This window comes from Citrobacter sp. RHBSTW-00859 (assembly GCF_013729795.1).
In the GTDB taxonomy this organism is placed as follows: domain Bacteria; phylum Pseudomonadota; class Gammaproteobacteria; order Enterobacterales; family Enterobacteriaceae; genus Citrobacter; species Citrobacter braakii.
On the sequence record NZ_CP056284.1, the window covers coordinates 2,977,243 to 3,000,929 of the forward strand.

Here is a 23,687-nt window from a genome sequence, read left to right on the forward strand (position 1 = left end):
AGTGTCAGTTCTGAATAATCTCAACCGTATGGTTTTGTCCATCATCCCGCAGCGGTATTCTGTCATCAGGGAGGAGAACACCATCCAATGTAACGCGATATTCTGCATCGCCGTGTGAGACACTAATCTGATAATGGCTTTCGCCATATTGATAAGTCATAGAAAAAGACGGCCACCCATCCGGCAACCGGGCATGAACCGTAAGGTCAGCACCGGAACGTTTTATCCCCAGTAATTCCTCGGTAAGTAAACGCCAGGCCCAGCCTGATGAACCGGTATACCAGCTCCATCCGGCACGTCCGATATGGGGAGCGACGCTGTAGACATCAGCGCTCATGACATAAGGCTCGGCTTTATAAATCCCGACTGAGTTCGCATTCAGAGTATGATTTATCGGGCTGAGCATGGACCAGAGTTGCCAGGCACGTTCGGCATTCCCCATTCGGGCAAATGCCATCACAGCCCAGATAGCGCCATGTGTATACTGCCCTCCGTTTTCCCGCACACCAGGCAGGTAGCCCTGTATGTAACCCGGATTTGGACCGTGCCCATCGAAAGGCGGCGTTAATAGTTTTATCAGTCCCCCCTCGCTATCCACAAGGTGTTTGTCCAGCGCCTGCATGGCCTTTGCGCACCGTCCCGGGCTAGCGGCCCCGGACAATACTGACCAGCTCTGGGCAATCGCATCAATCCGGCAGTCCTGTGAGGCTTTCGACCCCAGGGGAGTACCATCGTCAAAATATCCACGCCGGTACCATTCCCCATCCCAGGCGTGGGCTTCGAGATTACTTTGCAGGCGCACAGCCTGTGAACGGCACATTGAGGTGACACTTTCATCCAGCCTGCGATCAGCCAGCGCCGCAAACCGCTGCAAAATGTCGAACAGGAAGAAGCCCAGCCAGACGCTTTCACCCTTGCCTTCGATCCCCACCCGGTTCATGCCGTCATTCCAGTCACCCGCCCCCATCAGCGGCAGACCATGCTCCCCGAACTGTTGTCCATACTTAATGGCTTTGACGCAGTGTAACCAGAGTGTCTCTTCGGTACCGCTGATCACCGGCGTATCATAGGCAGACTCTTCACCAGGCTGAAGCGGACGTCCCTCCAGATAAGGGATACGTGTTTCCAGTACATCCATATCCCCCGTCGTTTCAACATAGTGGCAAACGGCAAGCGGAAGCCACAGATAGTCATCGGAACAGCGGGTGCGCACCCCGTTGCCGTGTGGCGGGTGCCACCAGTGCTGTACATCACCCTCAATAAATTGCCGTGATGCACACAGGATTATCTGTTCTCGCATCCGGTTCGGATCAGCATGACTCAGCGCCAGCGTATCCTGCAGTTGATCGCGAAAACCAAATGCGCCGCCGGACTGGTAGTAACCGCTGCGAGCCATCAGGCGACAGACTACCGTCTGGTACAATAGCCAGCCATTCACCAGTAAATTTACCGATGTGTCGGGGGTGTTAACCACGATTTTATCGAGCATATTGTGCCAGTGGTTGTGAACCCGGTTCAGCTCCTCGCGGACCGTCTCCTCATTCATATAACGGGCAAGCGTCTCCTGAGCTCGAATATGATTCTCCTCTGCGCCGAGGATAAAAATAAACGTCCTCTGATCGCCATCAATTAATGTTACCGCCGATTGTACTGCCCCGCAGGGATCCAGACCGGCGCCCGTTTTACCTGAAAGCCTGCGTAGCTTCATGACCGACGGGGCGTGTAGAGAACCATTACGACCGATAAACTCCCGGCGATCCCCGGTCAACGAACAGTCATTACCGCTGACGGCAAAAAAGGCAGTACGACCGCTACCGTTATCACCATAAAAGTTGTTCGCCAGCACTCCGCAGCCGCCAGGCGGTCTGGCCGCATGTGTCACAATGTGAGGGGCTGAGCGAGTTCGTGTTCCTCCGAGCGTCCACTCCACATAGCCGGTGACGGAAAGTTTGTGTGTCCGCCCCGAAGAGTTACTGAGCGTCAGGAGCGCCAGTTTAACCGGCGTCTCTTCGGCAACCAGGACCGTCAGCTCGCTGTCTATACCATTCTCTCGATGGGCAAACACGCTGTAACCGAAACCATGGCGGGTCAGGTAATCACCATGTCCGCGAACAGGTAAAGCCGTCGGTGACCAACACTCACCGCTCTCTTCATCGCGCAGATAAAACGCCTCGCCGCTGCGATCGCTCACCGGATCGTTCTCCCACGGTGTCAACCGGTATTCATGTGCATTCTCATACCAGGAGTAGGCCTGTCCCGCCTCTGAAATCACAGTGCCAAAACGGGCATTTGCCAGTACGTTTGACCAGGGAGCCGGTGTCTGCGCATCTTCCCGCAGGACAATCTGATATTCCCGACCATCCTGAGAAAATCCACCGTACCCATTGAAATGGCATAACTGACTGATATCGGGGCTCCAGTCCGTATGTTGATTACGCTCGCGCACAGCTCGTGGAATGAGTGCTCTGGCCTGAGGTTTCAGGGTATGAGTACGCTGATTAAGCTGCTCATTAATACTGCCTGTGCGGTCATCAAGATAAAGACAGGCCACGCTCATCAAAAGCAACTTATCCTCAGCAGAGAGATGCTCGCCATTACGAACAAAAATACCGCCCGTTTTGTCCAGCAGGCTGGCTTCAGACCCGGCATAAATTAAGTCCATAATCTGATTTTGTAAGCCCTGCTGGTAGCCGCCGGGACTGTTATTCAGGATAACCAAATCAACATCCAGTCCTTTCTGTCTCCAGTAACGGTGCGCCTGAATCAGTGTGGTCACTGAAGCAATACTTTCCTCGCTGGTAATACTGATCAGCACTATCGGCAGATCGCCTGAAATTGCCCAGCCCCACAGACCGGACTGACCACGCCGGTTGCGGCTGATCGCCTGGCCTTCGGCGCGCAGCTCCTGGACAGGGTAAAGCACCGCGCTGGCAAGACGATTAAACAAAGTGGCATCATCTTCACTGGCGTTCATCTGGCGTAACACCACCAGACTGTGAGACCAGGCCAGTTCAAAGACGCGATCAGCGATAGGGTAATCGCGGTATTTTTCCAGCAACGCCAGGCTCTGCTGGCGGGTCTCGCTGATGCCATAAATGATATCAATCGTGACCGGCTGCCCCGGCTGCAGAGTGATGGTGTGGCGTATTGCCAGGATCGGATCCAGCACTGACCCCGACGTGTTGCTGAGCGCCCCGCCTGCCTTTATTGCCTGGGCATCCGCAGGGTTTCTGCCACGACCAAGAAATTTTGCCCTGTCTGTTTCAAACGAAACGTTATGACGGTTATCGCCATGCACCACCATCATGTGAAACAGGCAGGGACTCGCTTCACCCGGTGAACGCGGGCGCCGGTGGCAAAGAATAGCGTCACGCTCAGGATCCAGTTCCGTCTGAATAAACAAATTGCTAAATGCCGGGTGTGCCAGATCGCTGGCTTCAGGCGCCAGTACTACTTCGGCATAGGTTGTCAGTTCCAGAGAGCGGGGCTGGCGACCACGATGAATCAGTGTGAGTCGTCGCAACTCAATATCATCCTCCGGGGAGATCACAACCTGAGTTTTGACGCTGAGCCCATCGAAAGTGCGTCTGAATTCAGCACTCGCATCGGTGAATATCACTTCCTCGTCATGCCCGCTGGTGTGGGCTGTCGGTTGCCAGGTATTGCTCGACACATTCCCCGTCTGTATATCGCGGATATAGCAAAAGGCTCCCCAGTTATCGCGGGTGGTATCACTGCGCCAGCGCGTGAGCGCAATATTATTCCAGCGACTATAGCCGCCGCCGCCCGTGGTCAACATCAGATGATAATGGTTGTTGGACAGCAGTTGAATATCCGGGGCCGGCGTGTCCACGCCATAGAAAATACGGGGTTCATAGCGAACGGGTTTGACCCTGCCCTCATGAGATTCAAAATGACGGCGTGGGCTGTACAGATCGACCGCATCCGGCACGCGTTCCTGTAACAGCAGGCTCGCTGATCGGAAGACCGTACTGGACATGAAGCGTTCAGTCATCGGGGCGTCAAGTAGCACATGAGCCAGCGCCTGAAACGCCATGCCCTGGTGATGCGCCATCCAGGACTGAACCACCGCATAGAGCTGACCGGTTGCGAGGCGTGAGGGAGTATAGTCCAGCGCTTCATAAAAACCGTATTCACCATGTGCGCCATTTTTTTGCAGCCTGAAAAGGTTCTCACAGGCTTTCTGTGGGGAGACCATCAACGCCAGCAGTGTGGCGTAAGGGGCGACAACCATGTCATCGGCAAGCCCCCTGCGCAGGCCGAGACCCGGCACACCAAATGCCTGATATTGATAATTATGCTGAACATCAAAAGCATGATAACCAGACTCTGAAACGCCCCACGGTACTCCGCGTTCTTTCCCCCAATGAATCTGGCGCATTACCGCCGACTGACTCATTTCATCGAGCAGGCTGCCAGGCCAGGTGGGCATTACCAGATTCGGCATCAGGTATTCAAACATTGACCCGCTCCATGACATTAGGGCTGTTTCATTGTCAATGGTGGTGAACAGTCGCCCAAGCGCGTACCAGCTTTTAAGAGGCAGTTGATTAGTGGCAATGGCAAGAAAGCTGGTCAGGCGGATTTCAGACGGTAGAAGATCGTAGTGGCTCTTGTCAGGCATATTCGTGTCACAGTTATAGCCAACACTGAGCAGACTGGTTGCTTCGCTGTACAGAAAGGCGAAATCCATCCGGGCATGCTCATCCAGCCGTTGTTCAAGTTCAGTGATAATATTGAGTCGCATCCGGGCCTGCTCCGTCGCTGACGCCGGGGGGGTTCCTACACCAGTAAATGTTGCGCGCGCAAGCTCGCACAAAGTCGGCAGCGTCTGTTCGTTCCAGGATGCAGGTAACCAACCAAGCAGCAGCGACCACTCATGGCAAAGCTGAACCAGTTGATGCTCCAGATGTCCTGCCCAACGCATCTGAAGAGGAGATCCCTGATGGCATAGCGTGTTCAGGTGATTGCACTGGGTGCGCATATTTTTCAGCTCGCTGAAAAATGTCTGCGGAGAGAGCGACACCGCGCTCAGACAGTGTTTTCGCAGCAACCGCAAGCTGTCAGGCGGGTTCTGACCCCACTGTTTTTCCAGAATATCCAGCGTATCGTTCAGCCCTGCCAGTATCTGTTGGCGATTTAAAACTGGCTGATGACGCATGGCGGACAGCCCTGCACGCAGTGTCAACAAATGCCCTGCCATGTTGCCGCTGTCAACGCTTGAGATATAGCGTGGGCTGAGGGGGGCCAGCGTACGAGTGTCATACCAGTTGTAGAGATGGCCCCGGTAGTGCTCCATTTTATCCATTGTGTCGAGCGTGAGCGACACGCGCCGGAGCACTTCCCCGCCGGGCAGGTAGCCAAAGTCCCATGCCGTCAGGTTAGCCATGAGGGAAAGACCAATATTGGTAGGAGAAGTTCGATGGGCCACCGTCGGCTGCGGTATTTCCTGGTAGTTATCAGGCGGAAGCCAGTTCTCTTTTTCTGTGGCAAAGGTTTCAAAAAACGCCCAGATTTCACGGCTTGTCTGGCGCAACAGCTGTTTTTGTTCCGGATTGGGCGAAAACACCTTACGCGCAGGCTGGCGACTCAGCCAGCTCATCAGCAGCGGTGCCACACACCATAACAAACCGATCGGCAACGCAATCCCCAGCAGTTGTGGAGCAAATTGTCCGGTCAGTATTATCAGCATCACACCACATGCAACATTCAGCCACATCGCCTGATAAAAACGCGCGACAGTGGGTCCGGCCTGATTGCTGTCCTGGCTGTGGCTGACCCACTGGCTGAGGTGACGCCTGCTGATCCCCAATCGCCATAACGTCACGGCGATCGCTTTTAGCGAATATCCGGCTTCATGCGGCAGTATCGCAAAATTAAGGCCGATACCTGACAAACGCTTCAGCGCGCCCGCCCCTACCAGTAACAGATGCGGCTTCAGGCGGCGACGCAGAGGTTTATGCAGCAGGTCATGGGTGATGCAGAGGATGGTTGGCAACAGCCATATCAGCGACAGTACGCCCAGCCAGTAAACCGGATTAGGTACCCCGAGCAGGGTGAAGAACAGCAATACCAGTAATGAGGGGGCGACCAGACTGCGACGCAGATTATCGAGTAATTTCCAGTAAGAAAGCGCAGTCAGCGGATTCCTGGTCCGGGTTCCATCGGCTCTTCTGACACGTGGTTTCAGCCAGTTAAGCAGTTGCCAGTCACCCCGGATCCAGCGTGAACGGCGTGCAACATCCGACAGATAATTATTCGGGTACTGTTCATAGAGTAACACCTCACTCAGCAGACCCGAACGTGCATAGCATCCTTCGAGTAGATCATGGCTGAGAACCAGGTTTTCCGGGCAGGTGTTGGCCGTGGCCTGCATAAAAATGTCAACATCGTAAATCCCTTTCCCCACGAACGATCCTTCCCCAAAAAGGTCCTGATAGATATCCGAAGACATCATCGAATAGGGATTATTGCCCGGTATGCTGCTGCGCATGGCGGCGTAACGTCCCTGACCGTTGCGTGGTATCTCCTCCGCAAGGCCGGGTTGTAAAATGCCAAATCCTTTGACAACCCTCTGGCGTACCGGATCATACTCTGGCGTATTCAGCGGATGCGCCATCGTCGCGACCAGTTTGTGCGCCGTATCGCGCGGCAGCACCGTATCACTGTCCAGGGTAATGACGTATTTAATGTGGCCCGGTAAAAGGTTAGCAGGCATGTCTGCAATGCTGACGAATTGTGTCCCCGGATGGCGCAACCAGCTGTTCAGTAACGCCAGTTTTCCCCGCTTGCGTTCATAGCCCATCCACGTTCCTTCAGCGGGGTTCCATTCAGGCTGGCGGTGTAGCAGGTAAAAACGTGGGCGGCTGGAGGGATAGCGGCGATTCAGCGCCTGCGTATCAGCGATCGCCTGTCTGAGCAGCATCTGGCTTTCCGGCGAGGGTTCATTTGCAGAATCAGCGAAATCAGTGAGCAGCGCAAACCTGAGATTTTCGTTTTCATTCCCCAACCAGCAGACTTCAAGACTGGTGAGGAGTTGGCTGAAACTTGCGTGGCTGGTCAGCATGCAGGGGATGACTAACAGAGTGGCGCTGTCAAGGGGAATGCCGGTTGAGAAATCCATCCGCGGCAAGGGGCGAGGAACGCGAAAACGGGTGGTGGCGTCACTGAGTAAATCGCTCATCAACTGAGTTACAGCGATAATCAGAGGGAATATCACCGCGATCAGCAGCCAGTCTGCGCCCTGCATGGCTGTTTCGTGCAAAATTGCCGCGGTCGTTGCGGTTGTCAACAACGCCAGGCTTCCAAGCCATGACAGCAGGGTTATTCTGTTGAAACTGTGCCGCAAGCGCATGAGCCTTGAGGTGTCTGCTAACAGATGAATTTCCAGCGCCTGCCGACCTTCGCCTGCGAGATAATAACCAATATGATGTTCCAGTGTATCGGGAGCACTGTTTCCTGAAAGCGTCAGCACCCTGTCAGCAACGTCAGGCTCGCTGAGACCACTGTCTCTGGCCAGTACCTCAACAACGTGCCGGTAATGATCCCGGGTATTGAAGTGCATCCGAGGATAGATACCGGCAGGATCATTGCGTAATGCCTGTTCGACGACACTTATCGTTTCGGCAAAATCAGCCCAATCCGTTTCACTCAGTAATCGCAGACCCGCGATACTGTTACTGACAGATAGCTGGCTGGCGGCAAGCTGTTGATTGAAATTATGTATGAGAACGTCGGTGGTGATCCCCTGTTCCCGAAGGCACTGATCAACCCAGGTCAGAGGTAACGACAGCGCATTGCCATGCCCCTGCAGGCGCCGCACCAGCTCTGCGACAAACGCACTGGTTAACGTAGGTCGGGAGCGTGCCATATCGGCAACCACCATGATTAAATCGCCAGGGGCATTCTCTGCACATCCGAAAATCTTTGTTATCCACATATCAGCCAGCGTTCTGTCCTGCTGCGCTTTGATCACTTCGATACTGATACGACGAAGATTTTCAATCAGCGCCAGGCGCAGCATTCCCGGTAACGCCCAGACTTCACCTAATGTCAGCGGGGTCACCTGTTGATAGGCGGTGAGATAGCTGGTCAGGCTGGCGGCATCCCAGCGCCCGTCACCGTGAGCAATGGCCTCTGATGCAATATTGTAAATTCGTGGGCAATTCAGCGGAGACATCAGCGACGGGAGACCTTTACCAAAGCTTTTCGGCAAGTGCTGGCGGACAGTGCGGATTTGTTCCTCAATCAGATAATAATTGTCCAGCAACCACTCCCCGGCAGGCATGATGCTGGTCTTTTTACCCGCGTTAAGCTCATAACAGCTTTGGGTGATGATGGCCTCATTCTCGCCGAGTCTTTTTAGAAGATAATAAGGATGTTTATCCGGCGATAATTTATGGGTCCGTGCGAGCTTCTGACCGTAGCGTTCCATCTGGGCGGTCGAAAAGAGTTCTGACTGCAGCGTGCTTTCACCGGCAGGATCGTTCGCCGAAAACGTTACGCTTTCGGTAGCATTCATCGAAATATGGGAGCGGTTAAACCACGCCCTGGGGTTCATTTTCATAGCATTGCTCTGATGCAGAGTTAGCATGCAGGAGCAGTTGCGAAATCAGTTCAGAAACGTTCTCTCAGGATGGGCGTAAGGCATCAGGGATTTAACAGCTGCCGGGATTTGACTTAAGTATAGAACACCGGGTTTAGGTGCAACTAAGTGTCAGGGTTATCGTGGTGAAACAAACAGTGTTTTACAGCCAGGGCACAGCATTGTCTGCTTAAGGCGAATTTTAGAAATAGATTGGGATGAACGTAAGCCGCAGGCCGGGCAGATGACAGTAGTCGTCGATACGCCGCCGAGGTACTTCATTGCGTAATCGATGAGAGACATGATGATTACCCTTTCGATGAATGAGATTCACTGTACCACGTTTGGATAAAATTTAACCATTTAATTTATCTTCCTATTTTTTATCCAAAAGGGGGATATCACAGGGTAGGTGACGACGTTTGCCAAGATAGATATTTGCAGCCACAGGGGCCGTTGAGACCGTTGACCCGCCACTCTTGGATACGGCTCCCTGCAGCCCGCTCTGGTATACAATGACCCGCTTCGATATTTTTTCCGGGAAATACTATTATATTTACCCTGAACTTTTCCTTTATGTCTTAGTCTAATAATCAAATCCATCTGAAATGAAGAAAATTTATGATTACCAGCCTTTCATTGGTATTTACCGTCATTACCGCTCTGTGCATTATGTTGTTTGCTGCGGTAAAAGTAGGAGTTGGGTTATCTAACAATCCCGACCGAAATGATAATTAACCCATTCGCAGGCTACTACGTCACCCCACTCCCCTCAATGTGATACACACTGACCACGAAATATTCGACAAGTGCATTCCCTGCCCTGAGCCAGCAGTAGCCCGATAGCGCGGGCTGGCATCGGAAAGGCCCCATTAAAAAGTCAGGCCTTGTCTCTATGGTTAAAAATGAAGGTTTTGACAACATCCAAATTTTTTGACAGTAATAAAAAAGCATTACCTTTTAAGATAATGCTTTTCATTCAAGCTGGGTCTTTTAACAATTAGATCAATGTAATTTTAATATCATAGCTTTCAAGCCCAGTCATTTTTTCACGAGCAGTAAACTGGATGTCGGAAACTTCTTTTCCTGTCTTTTTTTTGAGTTCAACAATTTTTTTTGTAATGAATTCAGAAATATCCGCTTCAGTTTTTGTTTTTAACTCTTCGACGTTCATTATTTACCTCTCTTGATCTCTAACGTATCAACGCCAAGTATGTAACATTCCCCGTGGAGCACTTATAACAGCGCTGACATGTTTAAAAGATAGAATGGAAAGACTCAATAATCAAGAGGTTGCAGTACAATCTTCATACAAGTAAAGCGCAAAACATCTGCAAACCACTGGACTACTATCTCGGTCGGTAAAGAAACAATCAGATGTCACTTCAAAAGCTTCGATGCTGCCTCGAGAATCTCTTCGGAACTGACATCGCGATCAGAGGCAACATAAACTATTTTATGGTCTCCTGTCAGAGATGGAAATCCTGCTGACATCACGGACAGGTGTGCTTTTTCCCCATTGGGAAACTCACGCATTATCGAAGTAATTCCCTTCATTACGGATACAACAACTGCCGGTTCTGAGTTAAAAAAAACGATTACTTTTTTCATAATGATACCGTGATGGTTCGTACAAAGATGAACGGTTTAGCATACAAAAAAGGCTCCATAAGGAACCTGAACTTTATTTTCTAAAATCTAACGAAGTCTGACCAGAACGAATGTATAGCGCAACATTGTCAAATGTAATCATTACCGATTTGCAAAAAATACATTTTGCTCCGAAAGGATTTTTTTCAGTAACATCAAAGCTCGACGTTCTGTACTGAGATCCGTGGCAATACGGGCATCTGAAGTGAATATGATGTGTAATAACAGTTACCTTATACAGCCACGACATTAACTGCTGAGGGGCCTTTAGGTCCCTGTTCAGCACTAAACTCAACTGGTAATGACTCCAACTTACTGATAGTGTTTTATGTTCAGATAATGCCCGATGACCTTGTCATGCAGCTCCACCGATTTTGAGAACGACAGTGACTTCCGTCCCAGCCTTGCCAGATGTTGTCTCAGATTCAGGTTATGTCGCTCAATGCGCTGAGTGTAACGCTTGCTGATTACGTGCAGCTTTCCCTTCAGGCGGGATTCATACAGCGGCCAGCCATCCGTCATCCATACCACGACCTCAAAGGCCGACAGCAGGCTCAGAAGACGCTCCAGTGTGGCCAGAGTGCGTTCACCGAAGACGTGCGCCACAACCGTCCTCCGTATCCTGTCATACGCGTAAAACAGCCAGCGCTGACGTGATTTAGCACCGACGTAGCCCCACTGTTCGTCCATTTCCGCGCAGACGATGACGTCACTGCCCGGCTGTATGCGCGAGGTTACCGACTGCGGCCTGAGTTTTTTAAGTGACGTAAAATCGTGTTGAGGCCAACGCCCATAATGCGGGCGGTTGCCCGGCATCCAACGCCATTCATGGCCATATCAATGATTTTCTGGTGCGTACCGGGTTGAGAAGCGGTGTAAGTGAACTGCAGTTGCCATGTTTTACGGCAGTGAGAGCAGAGATAGCGCTGATGTCCGGCAGTGCTTTTGCCGTTACGCACCACCCCGTCAGTAGCTGAACAGGAGGGACAGCTGATAGAAACAGAAGCCACTGGAGCACCTCAAAAACACCATCATACACTAAATCAGTAAGTTGGCAGCATCACCAAAAATTACGTCTTCTTTCGCTACTGCATTAGCAATTGATTAACAATAACCTATGTCAGGCATCGCCCTCCTTTTTTATAAGTTAAAAAAGTAAGACGAGATTATTTTTTCAGTGTATATCTGAACATTCTTTATAATTCTGTCTATGTTAAAGATTTTAACCAATGAAAAACAATATTTTTTCCATTGAACGGAATAAACCGATAAGTCCTTTAGAACTTAAGATTTACCGCAACTATCGCGTAGTTCATGGGATCCGTATTGCTTTAGCATTTGTTATAACTTTCTTATTGATAAGAATGTTGAATTTACCAGACCACTCCTGGCCCCTGATTACACTGGTTGTGGTCATGGGACCAATTAGTTACATGGGCAATGTGATACCCAGGGCACTTGAACGTATGGCGGGAACTGTAGGGGGTGCGATTTTGGGGATCATCGCATTACACATTGAAATGTATTCTCTCACTATGATGATGCTGTGGTGTGGATGCGCAGCTTTCCTTTGTGGTTTTCTGGCCATGAGTAAACGTCCCTATGCCGCATTATTGATTGGTATCACGCTAGCGGTTGTCAGCAGCGCTCCTGCAGGAGACTTACAAACAGCATTGTGGCGAAGCACCAACATTATTATAGGATGCATTCTGGCGATGTTGTTTACCAGCATTTTTCCCCAAAGAGCATTCATTAACTGGCGTATACAACTTGCCGACTTTCTTTCTGATTATCTAAAAATAACAACTGCGGGAGTCTCCCGAAACGTTCTTGCGCCCCCGAGAATGACCAAACTTCAAACACGTGCGTTGAATAATGTAGTAAAAATGCGCAGCCTTATTACACCAGTAAATAAAGAAACAAAGATTGCGAAGAGTCTACTTGAAGAAATTCAATCGATAACCCGCGATATGATTGCGGCGCAAAAATTTCAGATAAATGCCCACTGGGCATCCCGTGGCAGTCGATTTCTCATATTGAATACTCACACGCTGTCAGATATGGAACAAATGACCCGTAGCACCCTCAACACCCTCGCACATGCCTTGCATGAAGGAAACCCAACGCCGATAGCATCAAATAGCGAGCATCTTCTCGAAATTACTAAAGAGTTGCATTGTCTTTTACTCGCCAATGAGGGCGAGGAAATCATTGAAAGCGCCGTTCACGGATATGTTTGGTTGAGCATTCAGCTTGCTATCCAACTTGAAGCACTATCAACCCTAATCACAAAAGCGCTTACAGAAAAAAATTAATTTCAATGTCAATCGACAAATATGTAATCATTATTGCCTCACACCGTCCAGATATCACAACCTATCTTTTAGTAATGAAAAAGGCCTATTTTATTGTGTGGGCCAGAAAAGAAGATTTTTGCACTACCAGGCTGGATGCCTCTCAGTAGGTCTTTGATTGAGAAACCATAATCCGTGAGCACCGTACGTGATTTATAACTCGTTTACAGAACAGATTTTTTCCTGATAAATATCAATATTTCTCTTATCTCATCGGCCTCTTGACCGTGCAAGGCATGACTTTTCCGTTCGAGCAAATCAATGATATTCCCTGTCGTAACCCTTTTTCCATTTTCAAGTAGCTGGATAACTGTTTCACCAATTTCCTGGGCCATAATATGGTTTTGTATGATTCTCAATGCGTTGCCCTTTATATGGTTATTAGTAATACCGTTACATATCAGACATGATGTTAATAGCAAAACAAAAAATACAATTCTTTGCCCAACTTACTTGTATGTTGCACGGATAACCCTGAAATGACAAAACCCCGTTAGAACGAGGTTTTTATTCATGGTGTAACCATAGAGGATCAAACCCTCGTCTCCTGCAAGTTCAAAAGTCGCCTGCTCAATTCGATGAGGTAGTAGCTGACTGACGGCCCTTGTTGGACTTAAACCAGTGCCTGGCAATGATAATGAATCTTGCCGCCTTAACTGGAAGGTCAGAGCCAAATGTTACTTTCGCAACACCTGTTCATTTGATTTACTGGAAGTATATGGCGCATAGTTATCAGGTGTGATCATTGATGATTTACAAAAAATACACTTTGCACCAAAGGGATTTTTCTCAGTCACATCAAAATGGGAAGTTCTGTACTGTGACCCATGACAACAAGGGCACTTAAAATAAATATGGTCGGTCATGATGTTAGCCTTTATTTGCTACAACACTCACTACCGCAGTGATATCCAAAAGATCTATTTAACTAATAATTTCTCTTGGTTTTCAGTATCAGGTTACAACTCACTATTAAAAGCAATAAAAAATAAATATTTCTTATCAGTTCACATGAGGAATCTAAAATAATATAATTTTCTTTATATTATAGCACCAGCGATTTTTTGGATGTTGTTAGCTTTTACGAATGCACTTAAGCGTGCAAGAAAAACTACTGAGGTAAAACAACAAATGACATTCATAAAATAATCATTTCAACTGTTCTACCCAATGATTAGACTCAGACATCTGTTCAGCTTTATGTTGACAGATGTTGAGTTTCTGAAAAACTAATATATCTACTCAGGCATTCACCGTCTTCGCTATCGTATATTAGTTTACATCAGGAGAAATATCAGGCAGCTACAACGTTTTCAGCTGACGGCCCTTTTGCACCAGCAGTAATGCTGAACTCAACTTTTTGGCCTTCATTCAGCGTTTTGAAGCCACCACTCTGAATAGCAGAGAAGTGTACAAACACATCTTTACTACCATTGTCAGGGGTAATAAAACCAAAACCTTTAGACTCGTTAAACCATTTTACTAGACCAGTCATTTTATTAGACACAGGTAATTCCTTAAATTCTATGTAGCCTTACGGCGAAAAGGGCTTCGCACACAATCTAATTAGTAACGATAAGAAGGCTCAAAAGAAAGGATTATCTGTGGATAACGCTTGAGATGAGAACTGCTTTACTAAACCGCTTTAATGGGTCTGTGTACCTAACCAACCCCTCATTAATCACACACCCCACAAACAATAGCAAGTTATTTTTTCATTTAATTTTTCGCAAAATCTTAGAAATGGAAACTGAGACAGCATAATCAATGAGTTCTGTTCACCAGCAATAACATACAGCCGGTCGTCCCCTGGATAACGAAAAATAAAATAGAATATATTTATCAGTCACTTAAAGGAAATCTCATTTCAATCCGTAAAAATCCAGCAACAAATTTTCGTGCTATTTTTCGCAGTTCAGGAAATTAAAGCAACAAAGAAAATCATTTCATCCAACCAGTAAATTCTGAAATAGCCATAACATTTACAAAACTATGCTCCTTTTGTTTCATATCAGTGTATTATCAGAGAAGGAAAATTAAAAAATTTGAAGGAGAAAAAATGCAACGACAGGCAATGATTTCATCAAAAATAAAATTTATTGGTTACTACCCATTAGAAAAGATACTGGAGATTGGGTTCGTAAATTCTTCAACTTTCCAGTATGTGGGCGTTCCTGAAAGCATCTATAACTCTTTTCTCACAGTGCAATCTAAAGGCCGTTTCTTTGACGGTGTCATTAAAGGTAAATTCTTGTGTCGTAAAACAGGGTGATTCAAGAAATTTACGCTGTAGATAGCGTAAAACGCCGTTCTGGTGTTTTCTGTTTTTTGTTACCACCGGGCCAGGAAATTGATATCCAAAAAACCACTATTCCCGTCAATTTCGTTACCCTTCGTTAAGCATGCTCCCTGCAGCGTTCACAGGTTTCAAACACTGGGACGCCATGCTCTTTCGTGGCTTTGCAGTCAAGTACCTCCTCTTTACCACCACAGCGGCAGCGTGCGCTAATAGTTCCCTGAACCGATTGCTATACCGCCACTCGCAGTCAGCAATGAGTAAAGCTGGTCATTTAAATGGCCTTTTTTTCCCGATCATCCTAAAAATTGTTGTAAAATTCGCGGCCTTAGTGATAGCTGCTTCTTTTTGGCTATCTGTTTTGGCGGGAAGTTTTGGAGAGATTTTGGAGAAGAGAAAAAGTTGATTATTTTCAATACTCTGAAAACATCGCGCCTTCTGAACAAGAAGGTGAAACGCGAATGATCGGTCGGCTGCTCAGAGGCGGTTTTATGACCGCCATCTACGCGTATCTGTATATTCCAATCATTATTTTGATTGTGAACTCCTTTAACAGCTCGCGCTTTGGCATCAACTGGCAAGGTTTTACCACCAAATGGTACGGCCTGCTGATGAACAACGATAGCCTGCTACAGGCAGCGCAACACTCGCTGACGATGGCAGTGCTATCCGCCACGTTTGCCACGCTGATCGGCTCACTCACAGCGGTTGCACTGTACCGCTACCGTTTTCGCGGTAAACCGTTTGTCAGCGGCATGCTGTTCGTGGTGATGATGTCGCCGGATATCGTAATGGCGATTTCTTTGCTGGTGCTGTTTATGCTGATCGGCATTCAACTGGGTTTCTGGTCACTGCTGTTCTCGCATATCACTTTTTGTCTACCTTTTGTGGTGGTGACGGTTTACTCACGTCTGAAAGGTTTTGATGTACGAATGCTTGAAGCCGCCAAAGATCTCGGCGCCAGTGAAGTGACTATTCTGCGCAAGATTATACTGCCTCTGGCAATGCCTGCAGTGGCTGCCGGCTGGTTGCTGAGCTTTACGTTGTCGATGGATGATGTCGTCGTGTCGTCCTTCGTCACCGGGCCTGGTTATGAAATTTTGCCGTTAAAAATCTACTCAATGGTAAAAGTCGGCGTATCACCAGAGGTGAACGCGCTGGCGACCATTTTGTTGGTTCTGTCGCTGGTTATGGTGATTGCCAGCCAGCTTATTGCACGTGATAAAACCAAGGGCCGCTAAGGCCCTTAATTCAGGGGACGTTAAATGATGAAAAAATGGTCACGCCACCTGCTCGCGGCGGGTGCTCTGGCACTGGGCATGAGCGCCGCTCACGCTAATGACAACAACACGCTCTATTTCTATAACTGGACCGAGTATGTCCCGCCTGGACTGCTGGAGCAGTTCACCAAAGAGACTGGCATTAAGGTTATCTATTCGACCTACGAGTCGAACGAAACCATGTACGCCAAGCTCAAAACCTATAAAGACGGCGCATACGATCTGGTGGTTCCGTCCACCTATTACGTCGATAAAATGCGCAAAGAAGGCATGATCCAGAAGATCGACAAGTCGACGTTGACCAACTTCCACAACCTCGATCCGGAAATGCTCAACAAACCATTCGACCCCAACAATGACTACTCTATCCCGTATATCTGGGGTGCGACGGCCATTGGCATCAATAGCGATGCCATCGACCCGAAAACAGTAACCAGCTGGGCCGATCTGTGGAAACCGGAGTACAAAGGTAGCCTGCTGTTAACGGATGATGCGCGTGAAGTGTTCCAGATGGCGCTGCGCAAGCTGGGATACTCCGGCAATACCACCGATCCTAAAGAGATTGAAGCCGCCTATAACGAGTTGAAGAAGCTGATGCCTAACGTCGCGGCATTTAACTCTGACAACCCGGCCAACCCGTATATGGAAGGCGAAGTCAATCTGGGGATGGTGTGGAACGGCTCCGCGTATGTTGCGCGTCAGGCAGGTACTCCGCTGGAAGTGGTATGGCCGAAAGAAGGTGGGATTTTCTGGATGGACAGCCTGTCTATTCCAGCGAACGCAAAAAATAAAGAAGCTGCGCTGAAGCTGATTAACTTCCTGCTACGCCCGGACGTGGCGAAAGAAGTCGCGGAAACCATCGGTTATCCGACGCCAAACCTGGCAGCACGTAAGCTGTTAAGCCCTGAAGTCGCGAACGATAAAACCCTCTACCCTGATGCAGAAACCATCAACAAAGGGGAATGGCAGAACGATGTCGGTTCCGCCAGCGCTATCTATGAAGAGTATTATCAGAAGCTGAAAGCAGGACGTTAATTCAGCGTTGTAAGGAATGCCCGATGGCGCTGCGCGTATCGGGCATAAAAATCACAGTCCTTTCAATAATTTCTCAACAAACTCAGGCACCACCTGGCTTGCCGGACCGTAATACTTCTCTTCAAACTCGCTTCCTACCTGGCTCGGTTCGAGATTTAGCTCTACCGTATGCGCCCCATGTAGTCGAGCTTCATGCACAAACCCCGCTGCCGGGTATACATGGCCCGATGTACCAATCGCAATGAACACATCGGCCATTGCCAGTGCCATATAAATTTCATCCATGCCCAGCGGCATTTCACCAAACCACACCACGTGCGGGCGCAGTGGCGCCGGAAACTGGCAACAATGGCATTTATCTTCCGCTGTCACATCGCCAGTCCACTCCAGAATCTGCCCGCTTTGAGAACAGCGAACCTTGAGCAGTTCGCCGTGCATATGGATTACGTTCTGGCTGCCCGCACGTTCATGCAGGTTATCAATATTCTGCGTCACCAGTAAAAAACGGTCGCCCAGCTCGGCTTCGAGTTTTGCCAGCGCGATATGCGCCGCGTTAGGCTGGATTTCTGATTGTTGCAACTGACGACGACGGGCGTTATAAAACGACTGGACCAGTTGCGGATTACGACTAAATCCTTCCGGAGTCGCAACGTCCTCTACCCGATGTTCTTCCCAGAGACCATCCGCCGCGCGAAAGGTTCGAATTCCTGACTCAGCGGAGATTCCCGCTCCCGTCAGTACCAGCACTCTTGGTTTTTCCATCAATTCAGGCACCACTCTGTCTCTGAAAAAGATTCGTTGACGCAGGCGATCGCGCATATGGCGTTTATTTTTACGAAAGCGGCTTAACCGATGACCCCGGCGCGACAGCATAACAACCTCTTTGTATTAATCGGTAAGATGTAGGAAAGCGGCTCCGCGCATCCCGCCCGCATCACCGTGCCGCGCCTGCTCAATACGCGGCACCCGGGCAACCGGCAGCAGATGACGTGGCAGTCGGTCCGCCAGTTGCGTCGTAATAGCGGTAAAATTCGACAAGCCTCCGCCAATCACCACCAAATCAGGATCGACGATAGTCAGGATATTCCCAAGGCACACCGCCAGCAAATCCAGATAGCGTTCAACATGGGCACGTGCTTGTTCATCACCCTGCTCCCACAGCGCGATAATTTCACGGGCATCCAGCGATTGATGGTAGTAATGCTGATACAACCACGCAAATCCACCGCCGGAAAGATAGCTTTCGATGCATCCCAGTTGACCGCACCCGCAGCGGCGCAATGGGAAATCAAAGCCCATCAACGTCAGCGCATCGACTGGCAAACGGATATGACCAAACTCGCCGGTGATATAGCTGCGCCCGGTGATAGATTTCCCGTTAAGCACCAGACCGCCGCCAACACCGGTGCCGAGGATCAACCCCATCACGAGTGGATATTGGGTGAACTCGTCATCCCAGGCTTCGGAAAGAGCAAAACAGTTAGCATCGTTATCCAGACGCACATCGCGGTCAAGGCGAGCGCTGAGATCGGCGCGGAGCGGCTTACCACTGGCAGCAGGAACGTTGGCCGCATACAGCGTGCCGTCTTCCGTTTCCGGCATGCCAGGAATGCCGATGCCTACCGAACCTTTAACGCCGAACCGCTGGTCCGCTTCCGTCACCAGAATGCAGACCGCATCAAGGAAAGCGTCATAGCTGTCGCGAGGCGTAGGGACGCGTGTTTCCCATTGCAAACGACGTTGCTTATCAAACACGCCCAGCGCAATTTTGGTTCCGCCGATGTCAAATCCGTAATACATCACCGCTCCTTGATACACGTCATCCTTCAAGATGCCTTGGGGTTGGCTGCGCACTCACCCTCCAGTCACATCGTTGTCTATGCTCATGGAGATTTCGGTTTGCCGCCTTACCGCCGCATGAATGCTTTCGTGTATATATTGTTATTGGCCGCTAAGTACTCTCGCAGGATCAATATTGCTGGCGCGACGCGCCGGATACCAACTTGCCAAAAGACTCAGCACGAGTGCTGTCACCAGCACGTAAATCACATCCAGCCAGTGTAATTCCGATGGCAGGAAGTCAATGAAATAGATATCGCCGGACAGGAACTGATGGCCGATAAGCGCCTCAATCCCGTTAATGATCGGCGTCAATTGCAGCGAGACAACCACCCCAATGACGACGCCTATCAGGCTACCGAACAGCCCCGCCAGCAGGCCGTACCAGACAAAAATGGCACGGATAAGGCCATCTTTAGCCCCCAGGGTTCTTAATACCGCAATATCGCCGCTCTTGTCTTTTACCGCCATCACTAACGTGGAAACGATATTAAAACAGGCCACGCCAATCACCAGCACCATCGCCAGATACATAATGGCGCGGATCATCTGGATATCGCGATACATATAACCGTAAGTACCGATCCAGCTCTTAATGTACACATAGTTATTGGTGACTTCACCCGCGTCTCGCACCAGCTTATTGGCGTTAAACACGTCGTTCACTTTCAGCGCGATCCCGGAAACGCTGGATCCCATATCCAGGTATTGCTGCGCATCTTCCATTGGGATCATGGCAAAACTGTGATCGAGCTGACCGCTCAGTTGCAGGATCCCCGTGACGTGCAAACGCACGCGTTTAGGCTGCTGTAACTTATGATCCGCACTGGCGTTAGGGATCATAATCGATACCCAGTCGCCCTGCTTCACCTTCAGCGCATCGGCAATTCCCTTACCAATAATGATTTGTTGCTCACCCGCTTTGAAATTATCCCATGCGTGGTTTTGCACAAACGAGGGTAGCGCGCTTAAACGCTGCTCCTGCTGCGGGTCAACGCCCTTCACCTGCACTGCGCGTAGGTTCGCCCCACTCTCCACCAGCCCGGTAAAGTTAATATAAGGCGCCGCAGCAGCAATGCCTGGTACCTTCTGTACCTTGTCGAGCGCTTCCTGCCAGTTGTTCCACGGCTGATTCACGGCTTCAATCTCACCGTGCGGCACCACGGCCAGAATACGGTTGTTAAGCTCACGCTCAAATCCGTTCATGGCGCTTAAGCCGACGATCAACACCGCTACGCCCAACGCAATGCCAACGGTGGAAATCACGGAAATCAGCGAGACCATGCCGCCGCGCCGCCGACCACGGCTAAAACGCAGACCAATCAATAACGATAAAGGCGAAGCCATTACTCAGCTCCCATCAGGCTCAGTTCAGCCGTCAGGCGACCATCGCGCATTTCAAGCTGGCGGCTCATGCGCTTCGCCAGTTGCAGATCGTGTGTCACCACCAAAAATGCCGTGCCCTGAGAGCGGTTCAGCTCACCCAGAAGCTCGAAAATGCTGTCCGCGTTACGCGCATCAAGGTTACCCGTTGGCTCATCCGCCAGTACCAGGCGCGGGTTATTCACCAGCGCACGAGCGATGGCCACGCGCTGGCGTTCACCGCCTGACAGTTCAGACGGACGATGGCTGGCACGATGGTCCAGCCCTACTGCTTTCAGCATATCCCGTGCGCGCTCGGTGATTTCAGCCGGTTTTTTCTTGCCGATCAGCAACGGCATCGCCACGTTTTCCAGCGCGGTAAAGTCCGGCAGCAGATGGTGGAACTGATAAATGAAGCCCAGCTTCTGATTGCGCAGTTCCGCTTTCGCCGCCGACGAGAGTTTGCTCATCGGCTGACCGCTAAAAATGACATCGCCGGAAGTTGGCGTATCCAGCCCGCCTAACAGATGCAGCAACGTACTCTTACCGGAACCGGAGCTGCCGACAATCGCCATCATCTCACCTTCACCGACGCAAAAACTGACATCGTGCAGTACATCGGTCTGCACTGTGCCTTCCTGATAGCGTTTGCACAGGTTGTCGCATTGCAACAGGATCTTATTCATAACGTAAAGCCTCAGCGGGTTGAGTGGCGGCAGCGCGCCAGGAAGGATAAAGCGTAGACAGCAGCGCGATGGCCATCGCCACCAGCGCAATGACGATAACCTGCAGCGGCTCAATGGCGACCGGCAGCGCAGCCCCATCCAGAAGCACACCGATAATTGGCATCAGGTTGTTCAGTTGACTGGCGAGTAATGCGCCCAGCACCGCGCCCAGCAGCGCGCCGATAATCCCGGCACTGGCCCCCTGAACCATAAACACCATCATTATCTGCCGCGGCGTCAGCCCCTGCGTTTGTAGAATCGCCACTTCCCCTTGCTTCTCCATTACCATCAGACCCAGCGAGGTAATAATATTAAATGCCGCCACCGCCACGATCAGGCTAAGCAGCAGCCCCATCATGTTTTTCTCCATACGCACGGCCTGGAACAATTCCCCTTTGCGCTCGCGCCAGTCCTGCCATTTGGTACCTTGCGGCAGCGTTTGCTGGCTCAGCGTATCAACCTTTAACGGCTCGTTGAGCCACAGACGCCAGCCGGTAATATTGCCCACCGGGTAACGCATCAAACGTGACGCATCCTGGATGTTGGTCAGCATCTGGTAGCCGTCGACTTCGCTGTTGGCGGCGAAGGTGCCAATTACCGTAAACAGACGCTGGCTCGGCAGACGCCCCATCGGGGTAAACTGGCTGGCTGAGGGCACCATCACGCGAATTTGATCGCCACGATTAACACCCAGTTGCCCGGCAAGCTGCTCTCCGAGGATGACATTATACTTACCCGGCTGCAGATCTGTTTGCTTCACATTGACCAGATATGGCGTTAATGGATCTTTTTGCGCCGGGTCAATACCCAGCATCACGCCGACTGCCACGCTACGCGCACTTTGCAGTACCACATCCCCCGTGGTTATCGGTGCAACGCGGTTGACGCCGTTCAACACCACCGCTTTTTCCGGTAGCTGTTGCGGGTTTAGAGAACCCTGTTCAGACGAGAGGACGGCCTGAGGCATCAGGCCAAGAATATTGTTTTGCAGCTCGCGCTCGAAACCGTTCATCACCGACAACACCGTAACCAGCGCCATTACCCCGAGAGTAATGCCAATGGTGGAGAGCCAGGAAACGAAGCGACCGAAGCGATCTGCTGCACGCCCACGCATATAACGCAGGCCGATGAATAGAGCGACAGGTTGGTACATGAAATCCGTCTGGTTGCTGTTAGCAAAGTCACGAGTATATAAGCGAAAGCGGAATGGGTAAATGACTGAACCGTAAGTGTTCGTCAGCACTATTCTTAAAAGTATAAATAAATCAAACCGCTAAAGTTGTCCCTCTTCCCTACAACCCCGATCCCTGACCTTTATCCTAAAAAAACAAAATGCAGACAGTTACGCATTACAGCGCACAGCGGGTTGCGCAGGATGGCAGGCTATTGCAATCAATATGGATGCGCCGTCTCAATGAATAAAAAAGAACTATGGATTAATCAAATCAAGGGGTTATGCATTTGCCTGGTGGTGATTTACCACTCGGTGATCACATTTTACCCGCACCTCACCACTTTTCAGCATCCACTGTCAGAGGTGCTGAGCAAATGCTGGATTTACCTCAATTTGTACCTGGCACCGTTTCGCATGCCGGTGTTTTTCTTTATTTCGGGGTATCTGATCCGCCGCTACATCGATAACGTCCCGTGGACAACCTGCGTGGATAAACGGATCTGGAGTATCGCCTGGGTGCTGGTGCTTTGGGGAGTGGTGCAATGGCTGGCGTTGGTGGCGCTCAATAACTGGCTCGCCCCGCAGCGCGATCTGACCCATGCCGCCAACGCCGCTTATGCGGATTCGATTGCGGATTTTACCCACGGGATGCTGACCGCCAGCACCAGCCTGTGGTATCTGTACGCGCTGATTGTCTATTTTGTTCTGTGTAAAATTTTCAGCCGTTGGGCGATGCCGTTGTTAGCATTATTTGTGGCGCTGAGCGTGGCGATCAATTTTTTCCCGACCCCGTGGTGGGGAATGAACAGCGTGATTCGCAATTTGCCCTGGTATAGCCTCGGCGCATGGTTTGGCGCAACGCTGATGGCGTGGATCAAGGAGGTGCCCCTGCGCCGTCATGCGGTCATTGTTCTGGGTTGCACAATCGTCGCCGTCGTCGCGTGGCTGGCAAATGTCTCGCTATTGCTTTCTCTCCTTTCCATTGTGTTGATCATGAAGCTGTTTTATCAGTTCGAGCTCCACTTTGGTATACGCGCGTCCAGTCCGTTAAGCGTGATTGGCGCCAATACCATCGCCATCTACACCACACACCGTATTCTGGTTGAGCTGTTCAGCTTAACGCTTATCCCCAAAATCAATCATGCCACCTGGCCTGCATACGCGGAGCTGGCCCTGCTACTGGTGTATCCGTTCGCCTGTATGCTGCTGTGCACCCTGTTTGGCCTGCTGGTGCGTAAGATTTCACAAAAAACCGTGGCCGATCTGCTCTTTTCCCCGCCCTCTTTATCGCTCGCCTCGCGCTAACCCCTACGCGCTTTTGCCCCCATTTGGGGGCGAATCAATTTGCTTATGAGAAACGATCACGG

Annotated in this window: 21 protein-coding genes and 1 pseudogene; 7 read left to right on the forward strand and 15 right to left on the reverse strand. The window is 50.2% G+C overall.

Annotation, left to right across the window (positions count from 1 at the left end; all coding sequences use genetic code 11):
• Positions 1-4 precede the first annotated feature (4 nt).
• Both HV302_RS14985 and HV302_RS28045 read right to left on the reverse strand, forming a co-directional pair.
• Positions 5-8,587 carry a GH36-type glycosyl hydrolase domain-containing protein gene (locus tag HV302_RS14985; RefSeq protein ID WP_181626204.1) on the reverse strand — a complete coding sequence of 2,861 codons (8,583 nt, stop codon included), beginning with the start codon at positions 8,585-8,587 and terminating at the stop codon, positions 5-7.
• A gap of 156 nt (positions 8,588-8,743) precedes the next feature.
• Positions 8,744-8,908, reverse strand: a complete 165-nt coding sequence (locus tag HV302_RS28045) for a YnfU family zinc-binding protein (protein ID WP_175299807.1) — start codon at positions 8,906-8,908, stop codon at positions 8,744-8,746.
• 369 nt (positions 8,909-9,277) lie between these two features.
• Here HV302_RS28045 and HV302_RS28615 point away from each other — a divergent pair, with 369 nt between their 5' ends.
• The gene (locus tag HV302_RS28615) at positions 9,278-9,343 is read left to right on the forward strand and encodes a hypothetical protein (RefSeq protein WP_367397984.1); all 66 of its coding nucleotides are present in this window, start codon (positions 9,278-9,280) and stop codon (positions 9,341-9,343) included.
• 262 nt (positions 9,344-9,605) lie between these two features.
• Here HV302_RS28615 and HV302_RS14990 read toward each other — a convergent pair whose 3' ends face one another.
• From HV302_RS14990 to HV302_RS15010, 4 genes are all read right to left on the reverse strand, one after another.
• A complete protein-coding gene (locus HV302_RS14990) occupies positions 9,606-9,779 on the reverse strand; it encodes a GnsA/GnsB family addiction module toxin (protein ID WP_016152691.1) in 174 nt (57 codons plus the stop codon).
• Between the two features lie 206 nt (positions 9,780-9,985).
• A complete protein-coding gene (locus tag HV302_RS14995; protein ID WP_019076503.1) occupies positions 9,986-10,216 on the reverse strand; it encodes a hypothetical protein in 231 nt (76 codons plus the stop codon).
• Between the two features lie 73 nt (positions 10,217-10,289).
• Entirely contained in the window at positions 10,290-10,478 is a 189-nt protein-coding gene (ymcF, locus tag HV302_RS15000) for a cold shock small protein YmcF (protein ID WP_181627471.1), read from the reverse strand.
• Between the two features lie 89 nt (positions 10,479-10,567).
• A protein-coding gene (locus HV302_RS15010) for an IS1 family transposase (RefSeq protein WP_223429336.1) occupies positions 10,568-11,265 on the reverse strand; the annotation gives its coding sequence in 2 pieces (ribosomal slippage) (positions 10,568-11,016 and positions 11,016-11,265; 699 coding nt in all).
• A gap of 219 nt (positions 11,266-11,484) precedes the next feature.
• Between HV302_RS15010 and HV302_RS15015 the strand changes: the two genes are divergently transcribed.
• The gene (locus HV302_RS15015; RefSeq protein WP_181626205.1) at positions 11,485-12,570 is read left to right on the forward strand and encodes an FUSC family protein; all 1,086 of its coding nucleotides are present in this window, start codon (positions 11,485-11,487) and stop codon (positions 12,568-12,570) included.
• A 203-nt stretch (positions 12,571-12,773) separates the two neighbouring features.
• Here HV302_RS15015 and HV302_RS15020 read toward each other — a convergent pair whose 3' ends face one another.
• From HV302_RS15020 to cspE, 3 genes are all read right to left on the reverse strand, one after another.
• Positions 12,774-12,944, reverse strand: coding sequence for a hypothetical protein (locus tag HV302_RS15020; protein WP_223949811.1), 171 nt, complete (start codon positions 12,942-12,944; stop codon positions 12,774-12,776).
• A 342-nt stretch (positions 12,945-13,286) separates the two neighbouring features.
• Positions 13,287-13,475, reverse strand: a complete 189-nt coding sequence (gene ymcF, locus HV302_RS15025) for a cold shock small protein YmcF (protein ID WP_071600303.1) — start codon at positions 13,473-13,475, stop codon at positions 13,287-13,289.
• A gap of 428 nt (positions 13,476-13,903) precedes the next feature.
• The gene (gene cspE / locus HV302_RS15030) at positions 13,904-14,116 is read right to left on the reverse strand and encodes a transcription antiterminator/RNA stability regulator CspE (RefSeq protein ID WP_005127641.1); all 213 of its coding nucleotides are present in this window, start codon (positions 14,114-14,116) and stop codon (positions 13,904-13,906) included.
• A gap of 552 nt (positions 14,117-14,668) precedes the next feature.
• Between cspE and HV302_RS15035 the strand changes: the two genes are divergently transcribed.
• On the forward strand, positions 14,669-14,881 hold the full coding sequence (locus tag HV302_RS15035; protein WP_016152687.1) for a KTSC domain-containing protein: 213 nt from the start codon (positions 14,669-14,671) through the stop codon (positions 14,879-14,881).
• Between the two features lie 139 nt (positions 14,882-15,020).
• Here the strand turns inward: HV302_RS15035 and HV302_RS15040 are convergent.
• A pseudogene (locus tag HV302_RS15040) lies at positions 15,021-15,128 on the reverse strand (antitermination protein Q); the annotation flags it as partial.
• A 33-nt stretch (positions 15,129-15,161) separates the two neighbouring features.
• Here HV302_RS15040 and HV302_RS15045 point away from each other — a divergent pair.
• From HV302_RS15045 to potD, 3 genes are read left to right on the forward strand one after another with little or no spacing between them, the layout of a single operon-like run.
• Positions 15,162-15,311, forward strand: a complete 150-nt coding sequence (locus tag HV302_RS15045) for a hypothetical protein (protein WP_181626208.1) — start codon at positions 15,162-15,164, stop codon at positions 15,309-15,311.
• A 55-nt stretch (positions 15,312-15,366) separates the two neighbouring features.
• Positions 15,367-16,146: a spermidine/putrescine ABC transporter permease PotC gene (gene potC / locus HV302_RS15050; protein ID WP_003030794.1), complete on the forward strand. Its 780-nt coding sequence runs from the start codon at positions 15,367-15,369 to the stop codon at positions 16,144-16,146.
• Between the two features lie 27 nt (positions 16,147-16,173).
• The gene (gene potD, locus HV302_RS15055; protein WP_046274797.1) at positions 16,174-17,220 is read left to right on the forward strand and encodes a spermidine/putrescine ABC transporter substrate-binding protein PotD; all 1,047 of its coding nucleotides are present in this window, start codon (positions 16,174-16,176) and stop codon (positions 17,218-17,220) included.
• A gap of 51 nt (positions 17,221-17,271) precedes the next feature.
• Here the strand turns inward: potD and cobB are convergent, their stop codons facing one another.
• The 5 genes from cobB to lolC form a co-directional block, all read right to left on the reverse strand.
• Positions 17,272-18,093 carry a Sir2 family NAD+-dependent deacetylase gene (gene cobB, locus HV302_RS15060; RefSeq protein WP_181626210.1) on the reverse strand — a complete coding sequence of 274 codons (822 nt, stop codon included), beginning with the start codon at positions 18,091-18,093 and terminating at the stop codon, positions 17,272-17,274.
• A gap of 15 nt (positions 18,094-18,108) precedes the next feature.
• Positions 18,109-19,020: an N-acetylglucosamine kinase gene (nagK, locus tag HV302_RS15065; RefSeq protein ID WP_181626212.1), complete on the reverse strand. Its 912-nt coding sequence runs from the start codon at positions 19,018-19,020 to the stop codon at positions 18,109-18,111.
• A 141-nt stretch (positions 19,021-19,161) separates the two neighbouring features.
• On the reverse strand, positions 19,162-20,406 hold the full coding sequence (lolE, locus tag HV302_RS15070) for a lipoprotein-releasing ABC transporter permease subunit LolE (protein WP_016152683.1): 1,245 nt from the start codon (positions 20,404-20,406) through the stop codon (positions 19,162-19,164).
• A complete protein-coding gene (lolD, locus tag HV302_RS15075) occupies positions 20,406-21,107 on the reverse strand; it encodes a lipoprotein-releasing ABC transporter ATP-binding protein LolD (protein ID WP_003832278.1) in 702 nt (233 codons plus the stop codon). The genes lolE and lolD overlap by 1 nt, the downstream gene beginning before the upstream one ends.
• Complete coding sequence (gene lolC / locus HV302_RS15080) at positions 21,100-22,299, reverse strand: lipoprotein-releasing ABC transporter permease subunit LolC (RefSeq protein ID WP_003030806.1); 1,200 nt, start codon at positions 22,297-22,299, stop codon at positions 21,100-21,102. The genes lolD and lolC overlap by 8 nt, the downstream gene beginning before the upstream one ends.
• 261 nt (positions 22,300-22,560) lie before the next feature.
• On the opposite strand from lolC, the gene HV302_RS15085 reads away from it, so the two are divergent.
• Positions 22,561-23,625 (forward strand): acyltransferase family protein, encoded by a 1,065-nt coding sequence (locus HV302_RS15085; RefSeq protein WP_181626214.1) that lies wholly within the window; start codon positions 22,561-22,563, stop codon positions 23,623-23,625.
• Positions 23,626-23,687 lie beyond the last annotated feature (62 nt).

Excerpts from the sequence above, each read along its gene's own strand:
- HV302_RS14985 (WP_181626204.1), bottom strand. The coding sequence starts at position 8,587 with ATGAAAATGAACCCCAGGGCGTGGTTTAACCGCTCCCATATTTCGATG.
- HV302_RS28045 (WP_175299807.1), bottom strand. The coding sequence starts at position 8,908 with ATGTCTCTCATCGATTACGCAATGAAGTACCTCGGCGGCGTATCGACG.
- HV302_RS14990 (WP_016152691.1), bottom strand. The coding sequence starts at position 9,779 with ATGAACGTCGAAGAGTTAAAAACAAAAACTGAAGCGGATATTTCTGAA.
- HV302_RS14995 (WP_019076503.1), bottom strand. The coding sequence starts at position 10,216 with ATGAAAAAAGTAATCGTTTTTTTTAACTCAGAACCGGCAGTTGTTGTA.
- HV302_RS15015 (WP_181626205.1), top strand. The coding sequence starts at position 11,485 with ATGAAAAACAATATTTTTTCCATTGAACGGAATAAACCGATAAGTCCT.
- HV302_RS15020 (WP_223949811.1), bottom strand. The coding sequence starts at position 12,944 with ATGGCCCAGGAAATTGGTGAAACAGTTATCCAGCTACTTGAAAATGGA.
- ymcF (WP_071600303.1), bottom strand. The coding sequence starts at position 13,475 with ATGACCGACCATATTTATTTTAAGTGCCCTTGTTGTCATGGGTCACAG.
- HV302_RS15035 (WP_016152687.1), top strand. The coding sequence starts at position 14,669 with ATGCAACGACAGGCAATGATTTCATCAAAAATAAAATTTATTGGTTAC.
- HV302_RS15045 (WP_181626208.1), top strand. The coding sequence starts at position 15,162 with ATGAGTAAAGCTGGTCATTTAAATGGCCTTTTTTTCCCGATCATCCTA.
- potC (WP_003030794.1), top strand. The coding sequence starts at position 15,367 with ATGATCGGTCGGCTGCTCAGAGGCGGTTTTATGACCGCCATCTACGCG.
- potD (WP_046274797.1), top strand. The coding sequence starts at position 16,174 with ATGAAAAAATGGTCACGCCACCTGCTCGCGGCGGGTGCTCTGGCACTG.
- cobB (WP_181626210.1), bottom strand. The coding sequence starts at position 18,093 with ATGCTGTCGCGCCGGGGTCATCGGTTAAGCCGCTTTCGTAAAAATAAA.
- nagK (WP_181626212.1), bottom strand. The coding sequence starts at position 19,020 with ATGTATTACGGATTTGACATCGGCGGAACCAAAATTGCGCTGGGCGTG.
- lolE (WP_016152683.1), bottom strand. The coding sequence starts at position 20,406 with ATGGCTTCGCCTTTATCGTTATTGATTGGTCTGCGTTTTAGCCGTGGT.
- lolD (WP_003832278.1), bottom strand. The coding sequence starts at position 21,107 with ATGAATAAGATCCTGTTGCAATGCGACAACCTGTGCAAACGCTATCAG.
- lolC (WP_003030806.1), bottom strand. The coding sequence starts at position 22,299 with ATGTACCAACCTGTCGCTCTATTCATCGGCCTGCGTTATATGCGTGGG.
- HV302_RS15085 (WP_181626214.1), top strand. The coding sequence starts at position 22,561 with ATGAATAAAAAAGAACTATGGATTAATCAAATCAAGGGGTTATGCATT.